General features: G+C 55.9%; 16 protein-coding genes. 6 read left to right on the top strand and 10 right to left on the bottom strand.

Going from position 1 to position 14,152, the window contains the following annotated elements; genetic code table 11:
* Window positions 1-52: 52 nt before the first annotated feature.
* The 4 genes from ACB496_RS10295 to sad all read right to left on the bottom strand — a co-directional run bounded on the left by ACB496_RS10295 (window position 53) and on the right by sad (window position 4,493).
* Window positions 53-415, bottom strand: a complete 363-nt coding sequence (locus ACB496_RS10295; protein ID WP_100780174.1) for a DUF4186 domain-containing protein — start codon at window positions 413-415, stop codon at window positions 53-55.
* Entirely contained in the window at window positions 415-1,317 is a 903-nt protein-coding gene (glsB, locus tag ACB496_RS10290) for a glutaminase B (protein WP_371975222.1), read from the bottom strand. Before glsB ends, ACB496_RS10295 begins: the two co-directional genes overlap by 1 nt.
* Before the next feature lie 87 nt (window positions 1,318-1,404).
* Window positions 1,405-2,982 (bottom strand): methyl-accepting chemotaxis protein, encoded by a 1,578-nt coding sequence (locus ACB496_RS10285; protein ID WP_371975117.1) that lies wholly within the window; start codon window positions 2,980-2,982, stop codon window positions 1,405-1,407.
* A 122-nt stretch (window positions 2,983-3,104) separates the two neighbouring features.
* Window positions 3,105-4,493: a succinate-semialdehyde dehydrogenase gene (gene sad, locus ACB496_RS10280; RefSeq protein WP_371975116.1), complete on the bottom strand. Its 1,389-nt coding sequence runs from the start codon at window positions 4,491-4,493 to the stop codon at window positions 3,105-3,107.
* Window positions 4,494-4,592: 99 nt separating this feature from the next.
* Here sad and ptrR point away from each other — a divergent pair, with 99 nt between their 5' ends.
* Entirely contained in the window at window positions 4,593-5,471 is an 879-nt protein-coding gene (ptrR, locus tag ACB496_RS10275; protein WP_371975115.1) for a putrescine utilization regulator PtrR, read from the top strand.
* Here the strand turns inward: ptrR and ACB496_RS10270 are convergent.
* Together ACB496_RS10270 and ACB496_RS10265 are read right to left on the bottom strand one after the other, a co-directional pair.
* Window positions 5,425-5,907, bottom strand: a complete 483-nt coding sequence (locus ACB496_RS10270) for a GNAT family N-acetyltransferase (protein WP_102103711.1) — start codon at window positions 5,905-5,907, stop codon at window positions 5,425-5,427. The two genes, ptrR and ACB496_RS10270, sit on opposite strands and share 47 nt — an antisense overlap.
* A 224-nt stretch (window positions 5,908-6,131) precedes the next feature.
* On the bottom strand, window positions 6,132-6,926 hold the full coding sequence (locus ACB496_RS10265; RefSeq protein WP_312069057.1) for a PhzF family phenazine biosynthesis protein: 795 nt from the start codon (window positions 6,924-6,926) through the stop codon (window positions 6,132-6,134).
* Between the two features lie 173 nt (window positions 6,927-7,099).
* Here ACB496_RS10265 and ACB496_RS10260 point away from each other — a divergent pair, with 173 nt between their 5' ends.
* Window positions 7,100-8,296: a sugar transporter gene (locus ACB496_RS10260; RefSeq protein WP_107703584.1), complete on the top strand. Its 1,197-nt coding sequence runs from the start codon at window positions 7,100-7,102 to the stop codon at window positions 8,294-8,296.
* 58 nt (window positions 8,297-8,354) lie between these two features.
* Here ACB496_RS10260 and ACB496_RS10255 read toward each other — a convergent pair whose 3' ends face one another.
* Complete coding sequence (locus tag ACB496_RS10255; protein ID WP_100780182.1) at window positions 8,355-9,020, bottom strand: MarC family NAAT transporter; 666 nt, start codon at window positions 9,018-9,020, stop codon at window positions 8,355-8,357.
* Between the two features lie 257 nt (window positions 9,021-9,277).
* Here ACB496_RS10255 and marR point away from each other — a divergent pair, with 257 nt between their 5' ends.
* Genes marR through marB form a run of 3 tightly spaced genes read left to right on the top strand, consistent with a single transcriptional unit; the run spans window position 9,278 to window position 10,363 of the window.
* The gene (marR, locus tag ACB496_RS10250; protein ID WP_100780183.1) at window positions 9,278-9,712 is read left to right on the top strand and encodes a multiple antibiotic resistance transcriptional regulator MarR; all 435 of its coding nucleotides are present in this window, start codon (window positions 9,278-9,280) and stop codon (window positions 9,710-9,712) included.
* 17 nt (window positions 9,713-9,729) lie between these two features.
* Entirely contained in the window at window positions 9,730-10,113 is a 384-nt protein-coding gene (gene marA, locus ACB496_RS10245; RefSeq protein WP_142503360.1) for an MDR efflux pump AcrAB transcriptional activator MarA, read from the top strand.
* Between the two features lie 31 nt (window positions 10,114-10,144).
* Entirely contained in the window at window positions 10,145-10,363 is a 219-nt protein-coding gene (gene marB / locus ACB496_RS10240) for a multiple antibiotic resistance protein MarB (RefSeq protein WP_100780185.1), read from the top strand.
* Between the two features lie 32 nt (window positions 10,364-10,395).
* On the opposite strand, the gene eamA is transcribed toward marB, so the two are convergent.
* Complete coding sequence (gene eamA, locus ACB496_RS10235) at window positions 10,396-11,295, bottom strand: O-acetylserine/cysteine exporter (protein WP_107703585.1); 900 nt, start codon at window positions 11,293-11,295, stop codon at window positions 10,396-10,398.
* A 189-nt stretch (window positions 11,296-11,484) separates the two neighbouring features.
* Between eamA and ydeE the strand changes: the two genes are divergently transcribed.
* Complete coding sequence (gene ydeE, locus ACB496_RS10230) at window positions 11,485-12,678, top strand: efflux MFS transporter YdeE (protein ID WP_123427951.1); 1,194 nt, start codon at window positions 11,485-11,487, stop codon at window positions 12,676-12,678.
* 58 nt (window positions 12,679-12,736) lie between these two features.
* Here the strand turns inward: ydeE and zinT are convergent, their stop codons facing one another.
* Window positions 12,737-13,378: a metal-binding protein ZinT gene (gene zinT / locus ACB496_RS10225; protein ID WP_371975114.1), complete on the bottom strand. Its 642-nt coding sequence runs from the start codon at window positions 13,376-13,378 to the stop codon at window positions 12,737-12,739.
* Window positions 13,379-13,447: 69 nt separating this feature from the next.
* The gene (urtE, locus tag ACB496_RS10220) at window positions 13,448-14,146 is read right to left on the bottom strand and encodes an urea ABC transporter ATP-binding subunit UrtE (RefSeq protein WP_100780189.1); all 699 of its coding nucleotides are present in this window, start codon (window positions 14,144-14,146) and stop codon (window positions 13,448-13,450) included.
* Window positions 14,147-14,152 lie beyond the last annotated feature (6 nt).

Below are 14,152 nucleotides of genomic sequence, written 5' to 3'. Positions count from 1 at the left end.
AATAAAAGATTAGCACGTATCTATAACATACATAGCCGGCATGCATAACCCATCAAGGTTGGGCGTTCATTTGCAGCACCAGCCAGTGGTGGATGACCGTCACAATGTAACGTTGCTGATCGGCGTTTAACGCCTCGCCCTGGGGAATATGGTGCCATTTAGCGAGACAACCGCGACAGCAGGTTGCCGTAGCATGCTGGGCGATAAAGACCGGATGCCCGCGCATCGGAGTCTGCTTGCCGTCGTTGACGGGCATGGCCGCCGCCAGACGACGGGCAACAAAATCCGCGGCGTGTTGATCGATAGTTTCCGCCCCTTTGTCCCAGCAGTACTGCCGCTCTTTCGCCCCCAGTTTGAAGCGAGAACGAAACGTTGAACGTCCCAGCCGGGCAAACAGATCGTCAAGGGTGTTCATCAGTAGACGGACCGCCCCAGCCGCTGGGTGAGTTTCTCCAGCACCGCCACGCCTGCCAACGAGTTCCCGGCGTCATCCAGCTCCGGGCTCCAGACCGCAATCGCCATTTCGTGCGGGACAATCGCCACCACCCCGCCGCCGACGCCTGATTTAGCGGGCAGCCCGACGCGCCAGGCAAATTCTCCAGCGTTCTGATACATCCCGCTTGTCGCCATCAGCGCATTGACTTGACGCGCCTGCATCGGCGTCACAACTGCCTGATTATGCAGCGAGGAGAAGCCCTGGTCAGCCAGAAACAGGAAAGTACGCGCGAGTTCCACGCAGCTCATTTTCAGCGCGCAGTAGTGGAAATAGTTTTGCAGCACGGTAGCCACATCGTTGTGGAAATTACCGAAAGACTTCATCAGCCAGGCGATGGCGGCGTTTCGCGCCGAATGTTCAAACTCAGAGCGAGCAACGTTAGCGTCGTAACTCAGATCCGAAACGCCGCTCAGCTGGCGCACAATCTCCAGCATCCGCTGACGCGGCGCGCTAAGACGGCTTTGCAGCATGTCGCAAACCACCAGCGCACCGGCGTTGATAAAAGGATTGCGCGGTTTGCCCTGTTCGATTTCCAGCTGGAGCAGTGAGTTAAATGGCTGACCGGAAGGATCTTTCCCCACCCGCTGCCAGATCTCGTCTTCGTCATACTGACGCATCGCCGCAACCAGGCTTAACACTTTGGAGATCGACTGAATCGAAAAGCGCTCGGCGGCGTCGCCGGCCTGATAAAGCTCACCTTTCACGGTGCAAATGGCGATACCCAGCTTATTGCCACTGACGCACGCCAGCGCCGGAATGTAATCGGCAACCTTCCCCTGCCCGATTAACGGACGAACCTGCGCCAGAATCTCTTCCAGCATCTGATTATCAATGACCGCAGCCACATGTTGCTCCTTGCCTGGAGGCCAAAAACGGGCTGCGAGTATAACAGAGGCGAATGTGTCGCGTCAGGCGGGAAGACGAAAACGCGAAACCGCCTGCATCAGTAAATACGACTCATCGTGTAAGCGACGCGACGCCTGGGAGGCGGTGGTCACCAGTACATCCGTCTGTTGCGACACCTGATTCAGCGCCTGCAGCTGGCGCGTCATATGATGAATACTCTCCCCCTGACTCATCGTGGCGGCAGAAATATCGTCAAGCAGACCGCTCAGATTTGCCACCAGCCCGGTCACCTGCTGCAGGTTGTTCTCAAGCTTCACCACCGCTTTCGACCCGTCTTCAATTCCCTGTAACGAATGATTAATCAGCTCCTGAATGGTTTGCGTCGAGTGACTGCTTTTTCTCGCCAGCAATCCCACCTCACGCGCGACAACCGCAAACCCTCGCCCCTGATTGCCCGCATGGGCGGCTTCAATAGCGGCGTTCAGCGCCAGAATGTTTGTCTGAAACGCCACGCTGTCGATCATCGAGACGATCCCGCGCATCTCTGACGATCGTTCTACGATCGCCTGCATGGAAGCATTAACGGTCGACATCATGATATCGCCCCCCGCCGCCGTCTTACGCGCTTCATCCGCACGCGAGCTGGCGAGCTTCGCGTACCCGGTATTGCCCTCCACGTGGGTTTCCAGCGTGGCGATGTGCGCCGTCACGTCGCTCAGCTCCTGGGCCTGCCGCGCGGATTGCTGATACAGCTTTTGATTGCCTTCCGCCAGTTCGCCGATGTTTTCCACCATTGCGGTTGTGGCTTCACTCACCTGCGTCACCAGCTGCTGTAATCCGCGCTGCATGGTGCTAATACTGGCGCTCAACTGCCCGATTTCGCGGTTAAAACTGTTTACAGCCGGCGCGGCACCCGAGAGATCTCCGGCGGCAAGCTGGTTGATATGAGCGATAAGCCTGCGCAGCGGGGCAATCACCCAGCGCGACATGCCAAACCACACCGCCACCGCAATCAGTAGCAGGACCACTGGCGCCAGCAGGAACAGCGACTGCAAATCAGCGAGGCGATCCATCAGCGACTGGCGCCCTTCTCCTGCTCGTTGCTCGCTCAGCTGCTGATAGCGCGCGTAGTTATCATTAAAGTCGGTCTGAAACGCCTGGGCGGGGACGGCAAAAAAGGCGTCAATGGAATGGGTCTTTACCAGCCCTTCCGCCTGCTCATTGATGGCGCCGTAGAATAACTGATAGCTATTAATCAGCGCCTCGTCTTTGGGGGGATTCAGCGTCAGCCAGCCCTTCCACGCCTCCCGGGAAGCATTAAGCGCCTTTTGTGCTTCATCCATCAGGCTGTTCCAGCTCCCTTCAGAGCCGGTCTCTTTATCCTGCATAAAATAGACGCCCGAACGATTGAGCAGATCGCTTGCCGCCAGCAGGGAGACACGCGCCAGATCCAGTTTACTTTGCTGCTGTTGCGTCAGCTGATTTTGTTGTTCATTGCGCTGGGCATCACGAAGCGAGGCGGTCAGGAGAATTGACGAGGAGAGCTGCAGGGCGGAGAAAAGCCCGATAATACAAAAGATGCCCGCCAGCAGACCAAACTGACGCTTCGCAATACGGCTAAAAATTTGCGTTAGGTTCATAATATTCTTCTGTAACAGTACGTTAGACACGTGGGAGTCTACGAAACGCAAATGACAGAACCATGATACAAAAATGACAAAGGCCTTCGCGGTGAAGGCCTTTTAAGCAAGTTTAATAATACCTACACGCGGTCTTTCCATACGGTCTGGATATTGCAGAACTCATGCAAACCGAAGTGAGATAACTCACGGCCAAAGCCGCTCTTCTTCACGCCGCCAAAGGCCACGCGCGCATCGCTGGCACTGAAGCCATTGATGAACACCCCGCCGCACTCCAGCTGGCGAGCAAACGCCTCGGCACGTTGCGCATCGGCGGTAAACACCGTCGCCGACAGACCAAAATCACTGTCGTTTGCAAGCATCAGGGCATGTTCCGCGTTTTTCGCCACGGTGATCGCGGCGACCGGGCCGAACAGCTCCTGACGAAACGCGGTCATCTCTGGGGTAACGTTGCCTAATACGGTCGCCGGATAGTAATTCCCCGCACCGGCCACTTTCTCTCCGCCGAGTAAAAGCGTTGCGCCCTCGTTAAGCGTCGCCTGTACCTGCTGATGCAGTTCATCACGCAGATCGAACCGCGCCATCGGCCCCAGATAGTTCTCTTCGTTATCGGGCGCGCCTATTTTCAGGGCCGCAGCGGCCGCAACAAAGCGTTCGGTAAACTGCTCTGCGATGCCCTCTTCGACGATAAAGCGTTTGGCGGCCGCGCACACCTGTCCGGTATTCTGATAGCGCCCGGCAACGGCCGCTTTCACGGCCAGATCCAGATCCGCATCGTTCAGCACAATAAAGGGATCGGACCCACCCAGCTCCAGCACGCATTTTTTGAGGGCCGCAGCCGCCTGTGCGCCAATCGCCGCCCCGGCACGTACGCTCCCGGTGACGGTAATCGCAGCGATGCGCCGATCGTTAATCGCCTGGCTGACGCCGTCGTTCGTGGCGTTGACCCAGCCAAACACCCCTGGCGCAAAACCGGCATCCGCGAACATCTCGCCGATAAGCGTCGCCGACCCCAGAACGTTCGGCGCGTGTTTCAGCAGATAGGTGTTACCGGCGAGCAGAATCGGTACCGCCCCGCGCAGCACCTGCCACAGCGGGAAGTTCCACGGCATCACCGCCAGCACCGGTCCCAGCGGGCGATACTCGATCACCGCTTTTTGATTTTCAACCTGCGTCGGTTCCGCAGCCAGCATCGCCGGGCCGTGCTCGGCGTACCAGTCGCACAGACCGGCAGATTTCGTCACTTCGGCGCGTGCCTGCAAAATAGGTTTACCCATCTCACGGGACATCATTTGCGCCATCTCTTCTGCGCGCGCCCGCAGTGCGGTAGCAAGATCGCGCAGTTTCTGCGCCCGGTGAGTAACGCTTTCATTGCGCCACTGACAGAAACCGCGATCCGCCAGCGCGATTGCCTGCTCTACGTCGGCCGCGGTGGCCCATGGATAGGCCGCGAGGGTTTCGCCGTTAGCCGGATTAATTGACAGCGCATGGGTAGCCGGTGAATGAGTCATAGTCTTCTCCACGTAATAAGGGTTGATTGATTGTGGCTCACTCTGCTATTTCTTAAAAATGAATAATACTGACTCACTTATTCACGAAAAGAGAATGCCATGGATTTAACTCAGCTCGAAATGTTTAACGCCGTCGCGCAGACCGGGAGCATCACCCAGGCAGCGCAAAAGGTGCATCGTGTGCCGTCCAACCTGACCACCCGAATCCGACAGCTGGAGGCGGATCTTGGCGTTGAGCTGTTTATCCGTGAAAACCAGCGTTTGCGCCTCTCACCCGCCGGGCATAACTTTCTGCGCTACAGCAAGCAGATCCTCGCCCTGGTCGAAGAGGCGCGGATGGTGGTCGCCGGGGATGAACCGCAGGGGCTGTTCGCTCTGGGGGCGCTGGAGAGCACTGCCGCGGTGAGGATTCCTGAATCCCTGGCGCAGTTTAACCAGCGCTATCCGCGCATTCAGTTCGCCCTGTCCACCGGACCTTCCGGCACGATGATCGATGGCGTACTGGAGGGCACGTTGAGCGCGGCGTTTGTCGACGGGCCGCTCTCGCATCCGGAGCTGGACGGGATGCCGGTCTATCAGGAAGAGATGATGCTGGTTGCCGCCGCCGGGCATGAAAAGGTGTCGCGCGCCACGCAGGTGAGCGGTCGGGACGTGTACGCGTTTCGCGCCAACTGCTCCTATAGACGGCATCTGGAGAGCTGGTTTCACGCAGATCGCGCCACGCCGGGGCGGATCCATGAGATGGAGTCGTACCACGGTATGCTGGCCTGTGTGATTGCGGGTGCAGGTATTGCGCTGATGCCCCGCTCGATGCTGGAGAGCATGCCGGGGCATCTTCAGGTGGAGGCGTGGCCGCTGGCGGAAAACTGGCGCTGGCTCACGACCTGGCTGGTATGGCGACGCGGCGCAATGACGCGTCAGCTGGAAGCGTTTATAGCACTGCTAAACGAACGTCAGCCACCAGCACCTTCTCCATAAACAGGCTTAGCGGATCTTCGTCGTAGGGCGGAAACGCCGGGCGCGCCTGATAACCGCAGCGCTCATACAGCTGAATAGCCGCGTGCTGCTTGATACCGGTTTCGAGGCGTAACGTGTGGCAGTGGCGGCTCAGGGCTTCGTCTTCCAGCGCCGCCAGCAGTTTTTCCCCAAGCCTTTGTCCGCGATGGGTGGGATCGATGTACACCCGTTTCATCTCCCCGCTGCCGTCGCCGTTGAGCACGATCGCCCCGCAGCCCACGGCATTCAGCTGGTTATCACGGATCACCATCATTAAAAGCGACCCCGCCGCCAGCTGGGTGAGATCGACCAGATGGTTGCTTTCCGCCGGGTAAAGCTCAGTTTGATAGCTGTCCAGGGCGGCGATCAGCGCCAGAATATCCGGATGAGAGGCAGATTCAGAGGTAATGGAATACATGGCAGGCTCCTTTTGTTGTTTGTTATCAACATAGCTGCCACCTCGGTTCAGGTGTTCATACTTTTAACTTATCTCTGTACCTCGTTTGAGGATTACCTGAAAAAGGGTGCCAAAAATGCGGGGCACTGTAATTATATACAGTCATTGTATTTAAACCGCGATAACATCTCCCCCTACTGGCAGCATGCCCGCAGGCTGCGGGCATGTAGACGTAAAAACGGAGACTACTGGCGCAGGAAGATTTTTCCTTTGAGATACAGCGTGGCTTGCCCGCCAATCAGCACCCGGTCGCCCAGCAGCTCACAGCGCAGATCCCCGCCTCTCGCCGACACCTGGCGCGCCTGCATCTGCGTTTTGCCGAGCTTTTCGCTCCAGTAGGGAATCAGCATACTGTGGGTGGAGCCCGTCACCGGATCTTCTGGCACGCCTTCACCAGGGCAGAAGAAGCGGCTGACGAAATCCGCTTCGTCGCCGGGCGCCGTAATGCAGACCATTTTGTCGAGCGGGATCATGGATGAGATATCCGGGCTGATGGACTCAACCTGCTGCTGGTTTTCCAGCACCACCATATAGTCTCGCGCCACGCGAACCTCTTTCGCGCTGGTGATCCCAAGGGAGTAAAACAGCAGCGCCGGAGGATTATCGACGGCCTCACTGGCCCAGGCCGGGAAGTTGAGCGTCAGCCAGTCGCCGTTGCGCTTCACGGTCAGTTTGCCGACAAAACGGGTAGTGAAGGTAATTTCCGTATGCGGATAGTCGAGATATTCGAAGATCACATGCGACGCCGCCAGCGTGGCATGCCCGCACAGATCAATCTCATCAAGTGTCGTAAACCAGCGCAGCTCAAAACCCTCGTCCGTACGCACGAAGAACGCCGTCTCCGACTGATTATGTTGCTTCGCCATGCTGAGCAACGTCTCGTCCGGAAGCCACTCCTCCAGCGGACACACTGCGGCGGCGTTGCCACCAAAGGCTTTATCGCTGAAGGCATCCACCAGATAAAAATCAATTTCTTGCATCGTCGTACCGCCTGTTTTTATTGTGCTGTTCTTTATATTCAAGGAAAACAACGCCCTTCGCTACAGGACGTATAAGCAAAATATTGAGATCTGCATCACATAATGATTGTCTTTTAGCCAGTTAAGGCTTTAAGATCGCCCTCTCATCTTTTCAGCAACGAACCCCAAATCTTATGCCTTCGAACACAGTTTCACGCAAGGTCGCGTGGCTACGTGTGGTCACGCTTGCCATTGCCGCGTTTATATTCAATACCACGGAATTTGTTCCCGTGGGTCTGCTTTCCGATATCGCTCAAAGTTTCCAGATGGAAACTGCGCAGGTCGGGATCATGCTGACCATCTACGCGTGGGTGGTAGCGCTGATGTCCCTGCCGTTTATGCTGCTGACCAGCCAGATGGAGCGACGCAAGCTGTTGATTGGCCTGTTTGTGCTGTTTATCGCCAGCCATGTGCTGTCGTTCCTCGCCTGGAACTTTACCGTGCTGGTGATAAGCCGCATCGGTATTGCGTTCGCTCACGCCATTTTCTGGTCGATTACCGCCTCGCTGGCCATTCGACTGGCACCTGCAGGTAAACGCGCGCAGGCGCTGAGCCTGCTGGCGACCGGCACCGCGCTGGCGATGGTGCTCGGCCTGCCTATCGGGCGCATCGTCGGGCAGTATTTCGGCTGGAGAACCACCTTCTTTGCCATCGGTATGGGCGCATTAATCACCCTGCTGTGCCTGATCAAACTCCTGCCGAAATTACCGAGTGAACACTCTGGCTCGCTTAAAAGCCTGCCGGTGCTGTTCCGCCGCCCAGCGCTGATGAGTATTTATCTGTTGACGGTCATTGTCGTTACCGCCCACTACACGGCCTACAGCTATATTGAACCTTTTGTGCAGGTTGTCGCGGGCTTTAGCGCTAATTTTGCAACGGTGCTTCTGCTGCTCCTCGGCGGGGCTGGCATTATCGGCAGTATCCTGTTTGGCAAACTGGGCAATCAGCACGCGTCGCTGCTGGTGAGCGGCGCTATCGGTGCCCTGATGCTGTGTCTGGTGTTGCTGATGCCGGCGGCAGGTAGCGAAACAAATCTGGCGATACTGAGTATTTGCTGGGGCGTGGCGATGATGATTATCGGCCTCGGTATGCAGGTTAAAGTCCTGGCGCTGGCACCGGATGCCACCGATGTAGCGATGTCGCTCTTCTCCGGGATCTTCAATCTAGGCATCGGCGCGGGTGCGCTGGTGGGAAATCAGATCAGCCTGCATTTTTCTATGTCAGCGATTGGCTATCTGGGGGCGATTCCGGCGCTGGCGGCGTTGATCTGGTCGATTCTGATCTTCCGCAAGTGGCCGGTGGCGCTGGAAGAACAGACACATCACGGGTGATTTTTGCCGAAGAGAGTAGCAATTGCCCGGGCCTACAGATTGTGTAGGCCCGGCTGTGTTAGTGGTAGGTCTTAATAATTTCCAATACGCCGTTAATAATAAACTGCACACCCATACAGACGAGCAGGAAGCCCATCAGACGAGAAATCGCCTCGATACCGCCTTTACCCACCCAACGCATGATCGCGCCGGAACTGCGCAAACATCCCCACAAAATGACGCCGATAATGGCAAAGATCAGCGGTGGCGCCACCATGACGACCCACGCGGAGAAGGTCGTGCCGTCACGTACCGTTGACGCGGAGCTGATGATCATCGCTATCGTCCCTGGCCCTGCCGTGCTTGGCATGGCGAGCGGTACAAATGCGATATTAGCGGAAGGCTCAGACTCCATCTCTTCCGATTTACTTTTGGCTTCCGGCGATTCATGGGCTTTATGCGCCGGGAACAGCATGCGGAAACCGATAAAGGCGACGATTAAGCCCCCTGCAATTCGTAACCCGGGAATCGAAATCCCGAACGTGTTCATCACCACCTGTCCGGCGTAATACGCCACCATCATAATGATGAAAACATACACCGACGCCATCAACGACTGGTGGTTACGTTCGGCGCTGTTCATGTTGCCCGCCAGCCCTAAAAACAACGCCACGGTTGTTAACGGGTTCGCCAGCGGCAACAGCACCACCAGCCCAAGTCCTATTGCCTGAATTAATTCCACCATAGTGCGTCGTCGTCCTTATCCATAATCAACACTGACAGTATACGGTGAAATGGCCTGACACAGCCACGCAGACAACGTAAGCAGTGTTTTCCGCTGAATTACGATAACCCTGCGTTATGTTTATGATTTAAAAGGACTCAAAAAAAGTTCATGAAACGTTTTAGCAAATCGTGGCATCGGCGGATACATTCGGTTGACTTATACTTGCCTGAGCAATAATATCTGCCGTGATTAAACTACTTGCCAGGGCAACCATTGTGAAAAGCACCAGTGATCTTTTTAACGAAATTATTCCACTGGGCCGTCTTATTCATATGGTGAACCAGAAAAAAGATCGCCTGCTCAACGACTATCTGTCTCCGATGGACATCACTGCGACCCAGTTCAAAGTGCTGTGCTCCATTCGCTGCGAAGTGTGCATCACCCCGGTTGAGCTGAAAAAGGTGCTCTCTGTCGACCTTGGCGCGCTCACGCGCATGCTCGATCGTCTTGTCTGCAAAGGATGGATTGAAAGGCGACCTAACCCCAATGACAAGCGCGGCGTACTGGTGCAGCTCACCAGCGATGGTGCGGCCATGTGCGAACGCTGTCATGAGTTAGTAGGACAAACACTGCACCAGGAACTAACAAAAAACTTAACGGCGGATGAAGTGGTCACTCTTGAGCATTTGCTGAAGAAAATCCTGCCGTAAACAGAAGAGGTATGACGATGTCCAGACGCAATAATGACGCCATCACTATTCATAGCATTTTGGACTGGATCGAAGATAACCTGGAATCGCCGCTCTCACTTGAGAAGGTGTCTGAGCGTTCAGGTTACTCAAAATGGCACCTGCAACGGATGTTCAAAAAAGAGACCGGTCATTCTTTAGGGCAATACATCCGCAGCCGTAAGCTGACGGAAATTGCGCAGAAACTGAAAGAGAGCAACGAGCCGATTCTGTATCTGGCTGAGCGTTATGGGTTTGAATCGCAACAAACCCTGACCCGCACGTTCAAGAACTATTTCGACGTGCCGCCGCACAAGTACCGAATCACCAGTATGCCCGGCGAATCCCGCTATCTGCATCCGCTAACACATTGTAATTGCTAACCGCCTGTAATAAGACGTAACCGAGGAAATCATGAAACGTATCGCCTCCGCCGCCCTCACCTTACTGGTGCTGGTCTCCGGCCAGACTTTTGCGGAGCAAACCACTCACGCTAATCAGCAGAACAGCCGCACCACGATGGTTCTGCCTACCGCACACGATCAATCACCGTTTGATTTCAATCATATGGGTGCGGGTAGCGACAAATCCGACGAATTAGGCGTGCCGTATTACAATCAGCACGACCTCTGATTCGTTTTTGCCCCGCGTTTGCGGGGCTTTTTTCATCCCCTGATGCGCGTCGCCCGACGCAGCCGCAATCCAAAGACATTGATGTACAGCCCGGCCATGATCAGCACCGCGCCGATCAGTTGCAGCATCGTCAGTTTTTCGCCCAGCAGAACTGCCGCACTTGCCAGCCCGACCACCGGCACCAGCAGTGACAACGGCGCCACGCGCCAGGTTTCATAACGCCCGAGCAGCGTACCCCAAATGCCATACCCGACAATCGTCGCGACGAAAGCCAGATACACCAGCGACAAAATAGTGGTGAGATCGATCTCAATCAGGCTTTTCAGCATCAGCGCCGGGCCGTCAAACATCAGCGACGCCACCATAAACGGAATGACCGGGATCAGTGCGCTCCAGACCACCAGCGACATCACCGCCGGGCGCGCCTCGTGCTGCATAATGAGCTTGTTGAAGATATTTCCGCACGCCCAGCTCAGCCCTGCGGCCAGTGTGAGCATAAAGCCCAGCATCGCCACGTGCTGACCGTTCAGACTCGCTTCGGCGAGCACCAGCACGCCAAATACCGCAAGCGTAATCCCCGCCAGCTGTTTGCCCTGTAAACGCTCACCAAAGACAAACGCGCCAAGAATGATGGTGAAGAAAGCCTGCGCCTGTAACACCAGCGATGCCAGCCCGGCTGGCATCCCAAATTTGATGGCGCAGAACAGAAAGGCAAACTGACCAAAGCTGATGGTCAGGCCGTAGCCGAGCAGCAGACGAAACGGGATCTTTGGACGGGCAACAAAAAACAGCGCCGGGAAGGCCACCAGCAAAAAGCGCAAACCGGCGAGCATCAGCGGAGGCATGTTGTGCAGCCCCACTTTAATCACCACAAAATTCAGTCCCCATACCACGACCACCAGCAACGCCAGCAGTCCGTCTTTGCGCGTCATACCCTGCCCCTGATTTATTAAATTTTTGTAAACAGATTCAAGGTAACGAAAAAAGCGAGTGAGGAAAAGATCATTAATTCTGGCAGTCAGACAAAGCACTTACGGAAAAATTGGGTGGTATACAACTCCCCTTATGGCGTGATAATCATTGAGACATAAAAAAAGCATAAGCATATGTCGGGCAGGAAAATGAAATCATCACTCAGGCGCTCAACCGCAGCGTTGTTGGCATCGTCATTACTGTTAACCATCGGTCGGGGGGCCACGCTGCCCTTTATGACCATCTACCTCACACGCGTTTACCAGATGAGCGTGGCGAATATCGGCTATGCCCTGACCATCGCCCTGACCATTGGCGTGGTGTTCAGCATGGGGTTTGGCATCCTGGCGGATAAGTTCGATAAAAAGCGCTACATGCTGCTGTCGATTCTGGCGTTTATCGCCGGTTTCGTGGCCATTCCGCTGGTGAATAATGTCACCCTGGTGGTGCTGTTCTTCGCGGTGATTAACTGCGCGTACTCTGTGTTCTCAACGGTCCTCAAAGCCTGGTTTGCAGATGTACTGACGCCTGGCGAGAAAGCGCGCGTCTTCTCTCTCAACTACAGTTTCCTGAATATCGGCTGGACGGTCGGGCCGCCGATTGGCACGCTGCTGGTGATGTACAGCCTACAACTGCCATTCTGGCTGGCGGCCTTCTGCGCCGCGCTGCCGCTGGTGTTTATTCAGGTATATGTGCAAAAGAGCATTGCGGCAGACAGTGACAACGTCACCGTTCCGTGGCAACCCTCGGTGCTGCTTCGCGACCGGGCGCTGTTCTGGTATACGCTCTCTGGTCTGCTGGCCTCTTACGTCGGCGGCTCGTTCGCCAGCTGTATCTCCCAGTATGTGCTGGCGGCGGATTACACCAGTGAATTCGCAGAAAAAGTGGTCGCCGTGGTGCTGCCGGCCAACGCCGCGATGGTGGTCTCTCTGCAATATTTTATCGGTCGCAGGCTGAAGGCCAGCAATATTCGTCCGCTGATGGCGCTCGGGACACTCTTCTTCCTGCTCGGACTGGGCGGGTTTATGCTCTCGGGCACCAATTTGATCTACTGGGGAATTGCCTCGGCGGTGTTTACCATCGGCGAGATTATCTATGCGCCGGGCGAATATCTGCTGATCGATAACATCGCGCCGCCGGGGATGAAAGCGAGCTACTTCTCGGCGCAGGCGCTGGGCTGGCTGGGCGCGGCGGCGAACCCGATGATTACCGGGCTTATTCTGACCCACCTGCCGCACTGGTCGCTGTTTGTGATTATGATGGTCGCGATTGTGGTGGCCTGGCTGATGATCCTGCGCGGGATGAGCGTGAAGCCCTGGGCTGAGCGAGTGGAAACGGCGTAGCGTGTTGCCGGGCAGCGTTTTGCGTGCCCGGCGTTTAACAGCGTGACTTACAGGAACCTTAGTGGTGCAACATCTCCTCCACCACCTGCTTTTTAAACATCTCATTCGGATAATAGGTCGGCCAGTTATCCATCTCTTTCAGCAGCGCCTCATGGGAGGTATTACCCATAAAGAGATGGAAATGCGCCGAGGCACGCGGGCCGATAGTATGGTCGCTGAACTGCACAAATTTTGGTGCTTTAGAGCTGGCGTCTTTACACTCAAACAGGTAACGCACGCCCTTCTTGCCTGATGCGTAGGTCAGGATCTTGAACCCGCTGTAGTCATAATGACAACTCGCCACCGTTTTGCCGGAGTGGAACTCCATCACGTTATTTTCAATGCCGATGGTGTCTACGTCCGTGGCGTACCCCTTGCGGTAGTAGGCTTTCACCTCGTCAAAGGATTTGCTTCCCTCTTTTTCCGCTTTCTTTTTGAAAACCGGATCCAGTGAACCGTCAACCAGGAAAGGATAAACGGACTGCCAGGTACCGTCCCAGTCGGAGAGCTTGCGGTCTTTAACGTCTTTATCCTCGAATACCCCGTTCGCCGCTTGTTGTTCCGCTTCGGTCATCTGGTGACCGTGCGAGTGGGCAAACAGATGGCCGCTGACCAGCAGCGCCCCCAGAGTCATTGCAAATTTTCCAATATGTGCTGCCAAAACGCGATCCTCACTCCATGTTATGAGAACGCGAATGTTATAATATAACATTTCAAAAAACAATAACCCTCAGATCGCCACTAAGCCGCGAACGCCCTCCTGCTCCATGTTCTCCCCGCGCCCGCGCTGAATGATGCTTCCGCGCGACATCAGCAGGTAGTTATCCGCCAGTTCCGCGGCAAAATCATAGAACTGCTCCACCAGTAAAATCGCCATATCGCCCCGGCTGGCGAGCTGGCGGATCACCACGCCAATCTCTTTAATCACTGACGGCTGAATGCCTTCTGTTGGCTCATCGAGGATCAGCAGCTGAGGACGGCTTGCCAGCGCGCGGCCAATTGCCAGCTGTTGCTGTTGCCCGCCAGAGAGATCGCCCCCGCGACGGTGCTTCATCTCTTTGAGCACCGGAAACAGCTGCCAGATATCCTCCGGGACGCTTTTCGCCTCTCGTGCGGAAAAACGCGACATCCCCAGCAGCAGATTTTCTTCCACCGTCAGACGCGGAAAAATCTCACGCCCCTGCGGCACGTACGCCACACCAGACTGCACGCGATGGTGCGGCCTGGCGTGAGTGATGGTTTTGCCCTGCCAGACAATCTCCCCGCTGCGCGCCGGAATCAGCCCCATCAGGCATTTGAGTAAGGTTGTTTTTCCCACGCCGTTGCGCCCGAGCAGACAGGTGACCTCCCCGCCGGGCGCATCAAAACTCACGCCGCGTAAAATGTGGCTGCCGCCGTAATATTGATTCAGTTCGTTAACCTGTAGCATGACGGC

Source organism: Lelliottia nimipressuralis (genome assembly GCF_041464075.1).
GTDB classification, from domain to species: Bacteria; Pseudomonadota; Gammaproteobacteria; order Enterobacterales; family Enterobacteriaceae; genus Enterobacter; species Enterobacter nimipressuralis.
This window is presented reverse-complemented; position numbering and strand designations above follow the sequence as displayed.

Coding starts and splice junctions, on each gene's coding strand:
- ACB496_RS10295 (WP_100780174.1), bottom strand. CDS start 415: ATGAACACCCTTGACGATCTGTTTGCCCGGCTGGGACGTTCAACGTTT.
- glsB (WP_371975222.1), bottom strand. CDS start 1,317: ATGCTGGAAGAGATTCTGGCGCAGGTTCGTCCGTTAATCGGGCAGGGG.
- ACB496_RS10285 (WP_371975117.1), bottom strand. CDS start 2,982: ATGAACCTAACGCAAATTTTTAGCCGTATTGCGAAGCGTCAGTTTGGT.
- sad (WP_371975116.1), bottom strand. CDS start 4,493: ATGACTCATTCACCGGCTACCCATGCGCTGTCAATTAATCCGGCTAAC.
- ptrR (WP_371975115.1), top strand. CDS start 4,593: ATGGATTTAACTCAGCTCGAAATGTTTAACGCCGTCGCGCAGACCGGG.
- ACB496_RS10270 (WP_102103711.1), bottom strand. CDS start 5,907: ATGTATTCCATTACCTCTGAATCTGCCTCTCATCCGGATATTCTGGCG.
- ACB496_RS10265 (WP_312069057.1), bottom strand. CDS start 6,926: ATGCAAGAAATTGATTTTTATCTGGTGGATGCCTTCAGCGATAAAGCC.
- ACB496_RS10260 (WP_107703584.1), top strand. CDS start 7,100: ATGCCTTCGAACACAGTTTCACGCAAGGTCGCGTGGCTACGTGTGGTC.
- ACB496_RS10255 (WP_100780182.1), bottom strand. CDS start 9,020: ATGGTGGAATTAATTCAGGCAATAGGACTTGGGCTGGTGGTGCTGTTG.
- marA (WP_142503360.1), top strand. CDS start 9,730: ATGTCCAGACGCAATAATGACGCCATCACTATTCATAGCATTTTGGAC.
- marB (WP_100780185.1), top strand. CDS start 10,145: ATGAAACGTATCGCCTCCGCCGCCCTCACCTTACTGGTGCTGGTCTCC.
- eamA (WP_107703585.1), bottom strand. CDS start 11,295: ATGACGCGCAAAGACGGACTGCTGGCGTTGCTGGTGGTCGTGGTATGG.
- ydeE (WP_123427951.1), top strand. CDS start 11,485: ATGAAATCATCACTCAGGCGCTCAACCGCAGCGTTGTTGGCATCGTCA.
- urtE (WP_100780189.1), bottom strand. CDS start 14,146: ATGCTACAGGTTAACGAACTGAATCAATATTACGGCGGCAGCCACATT.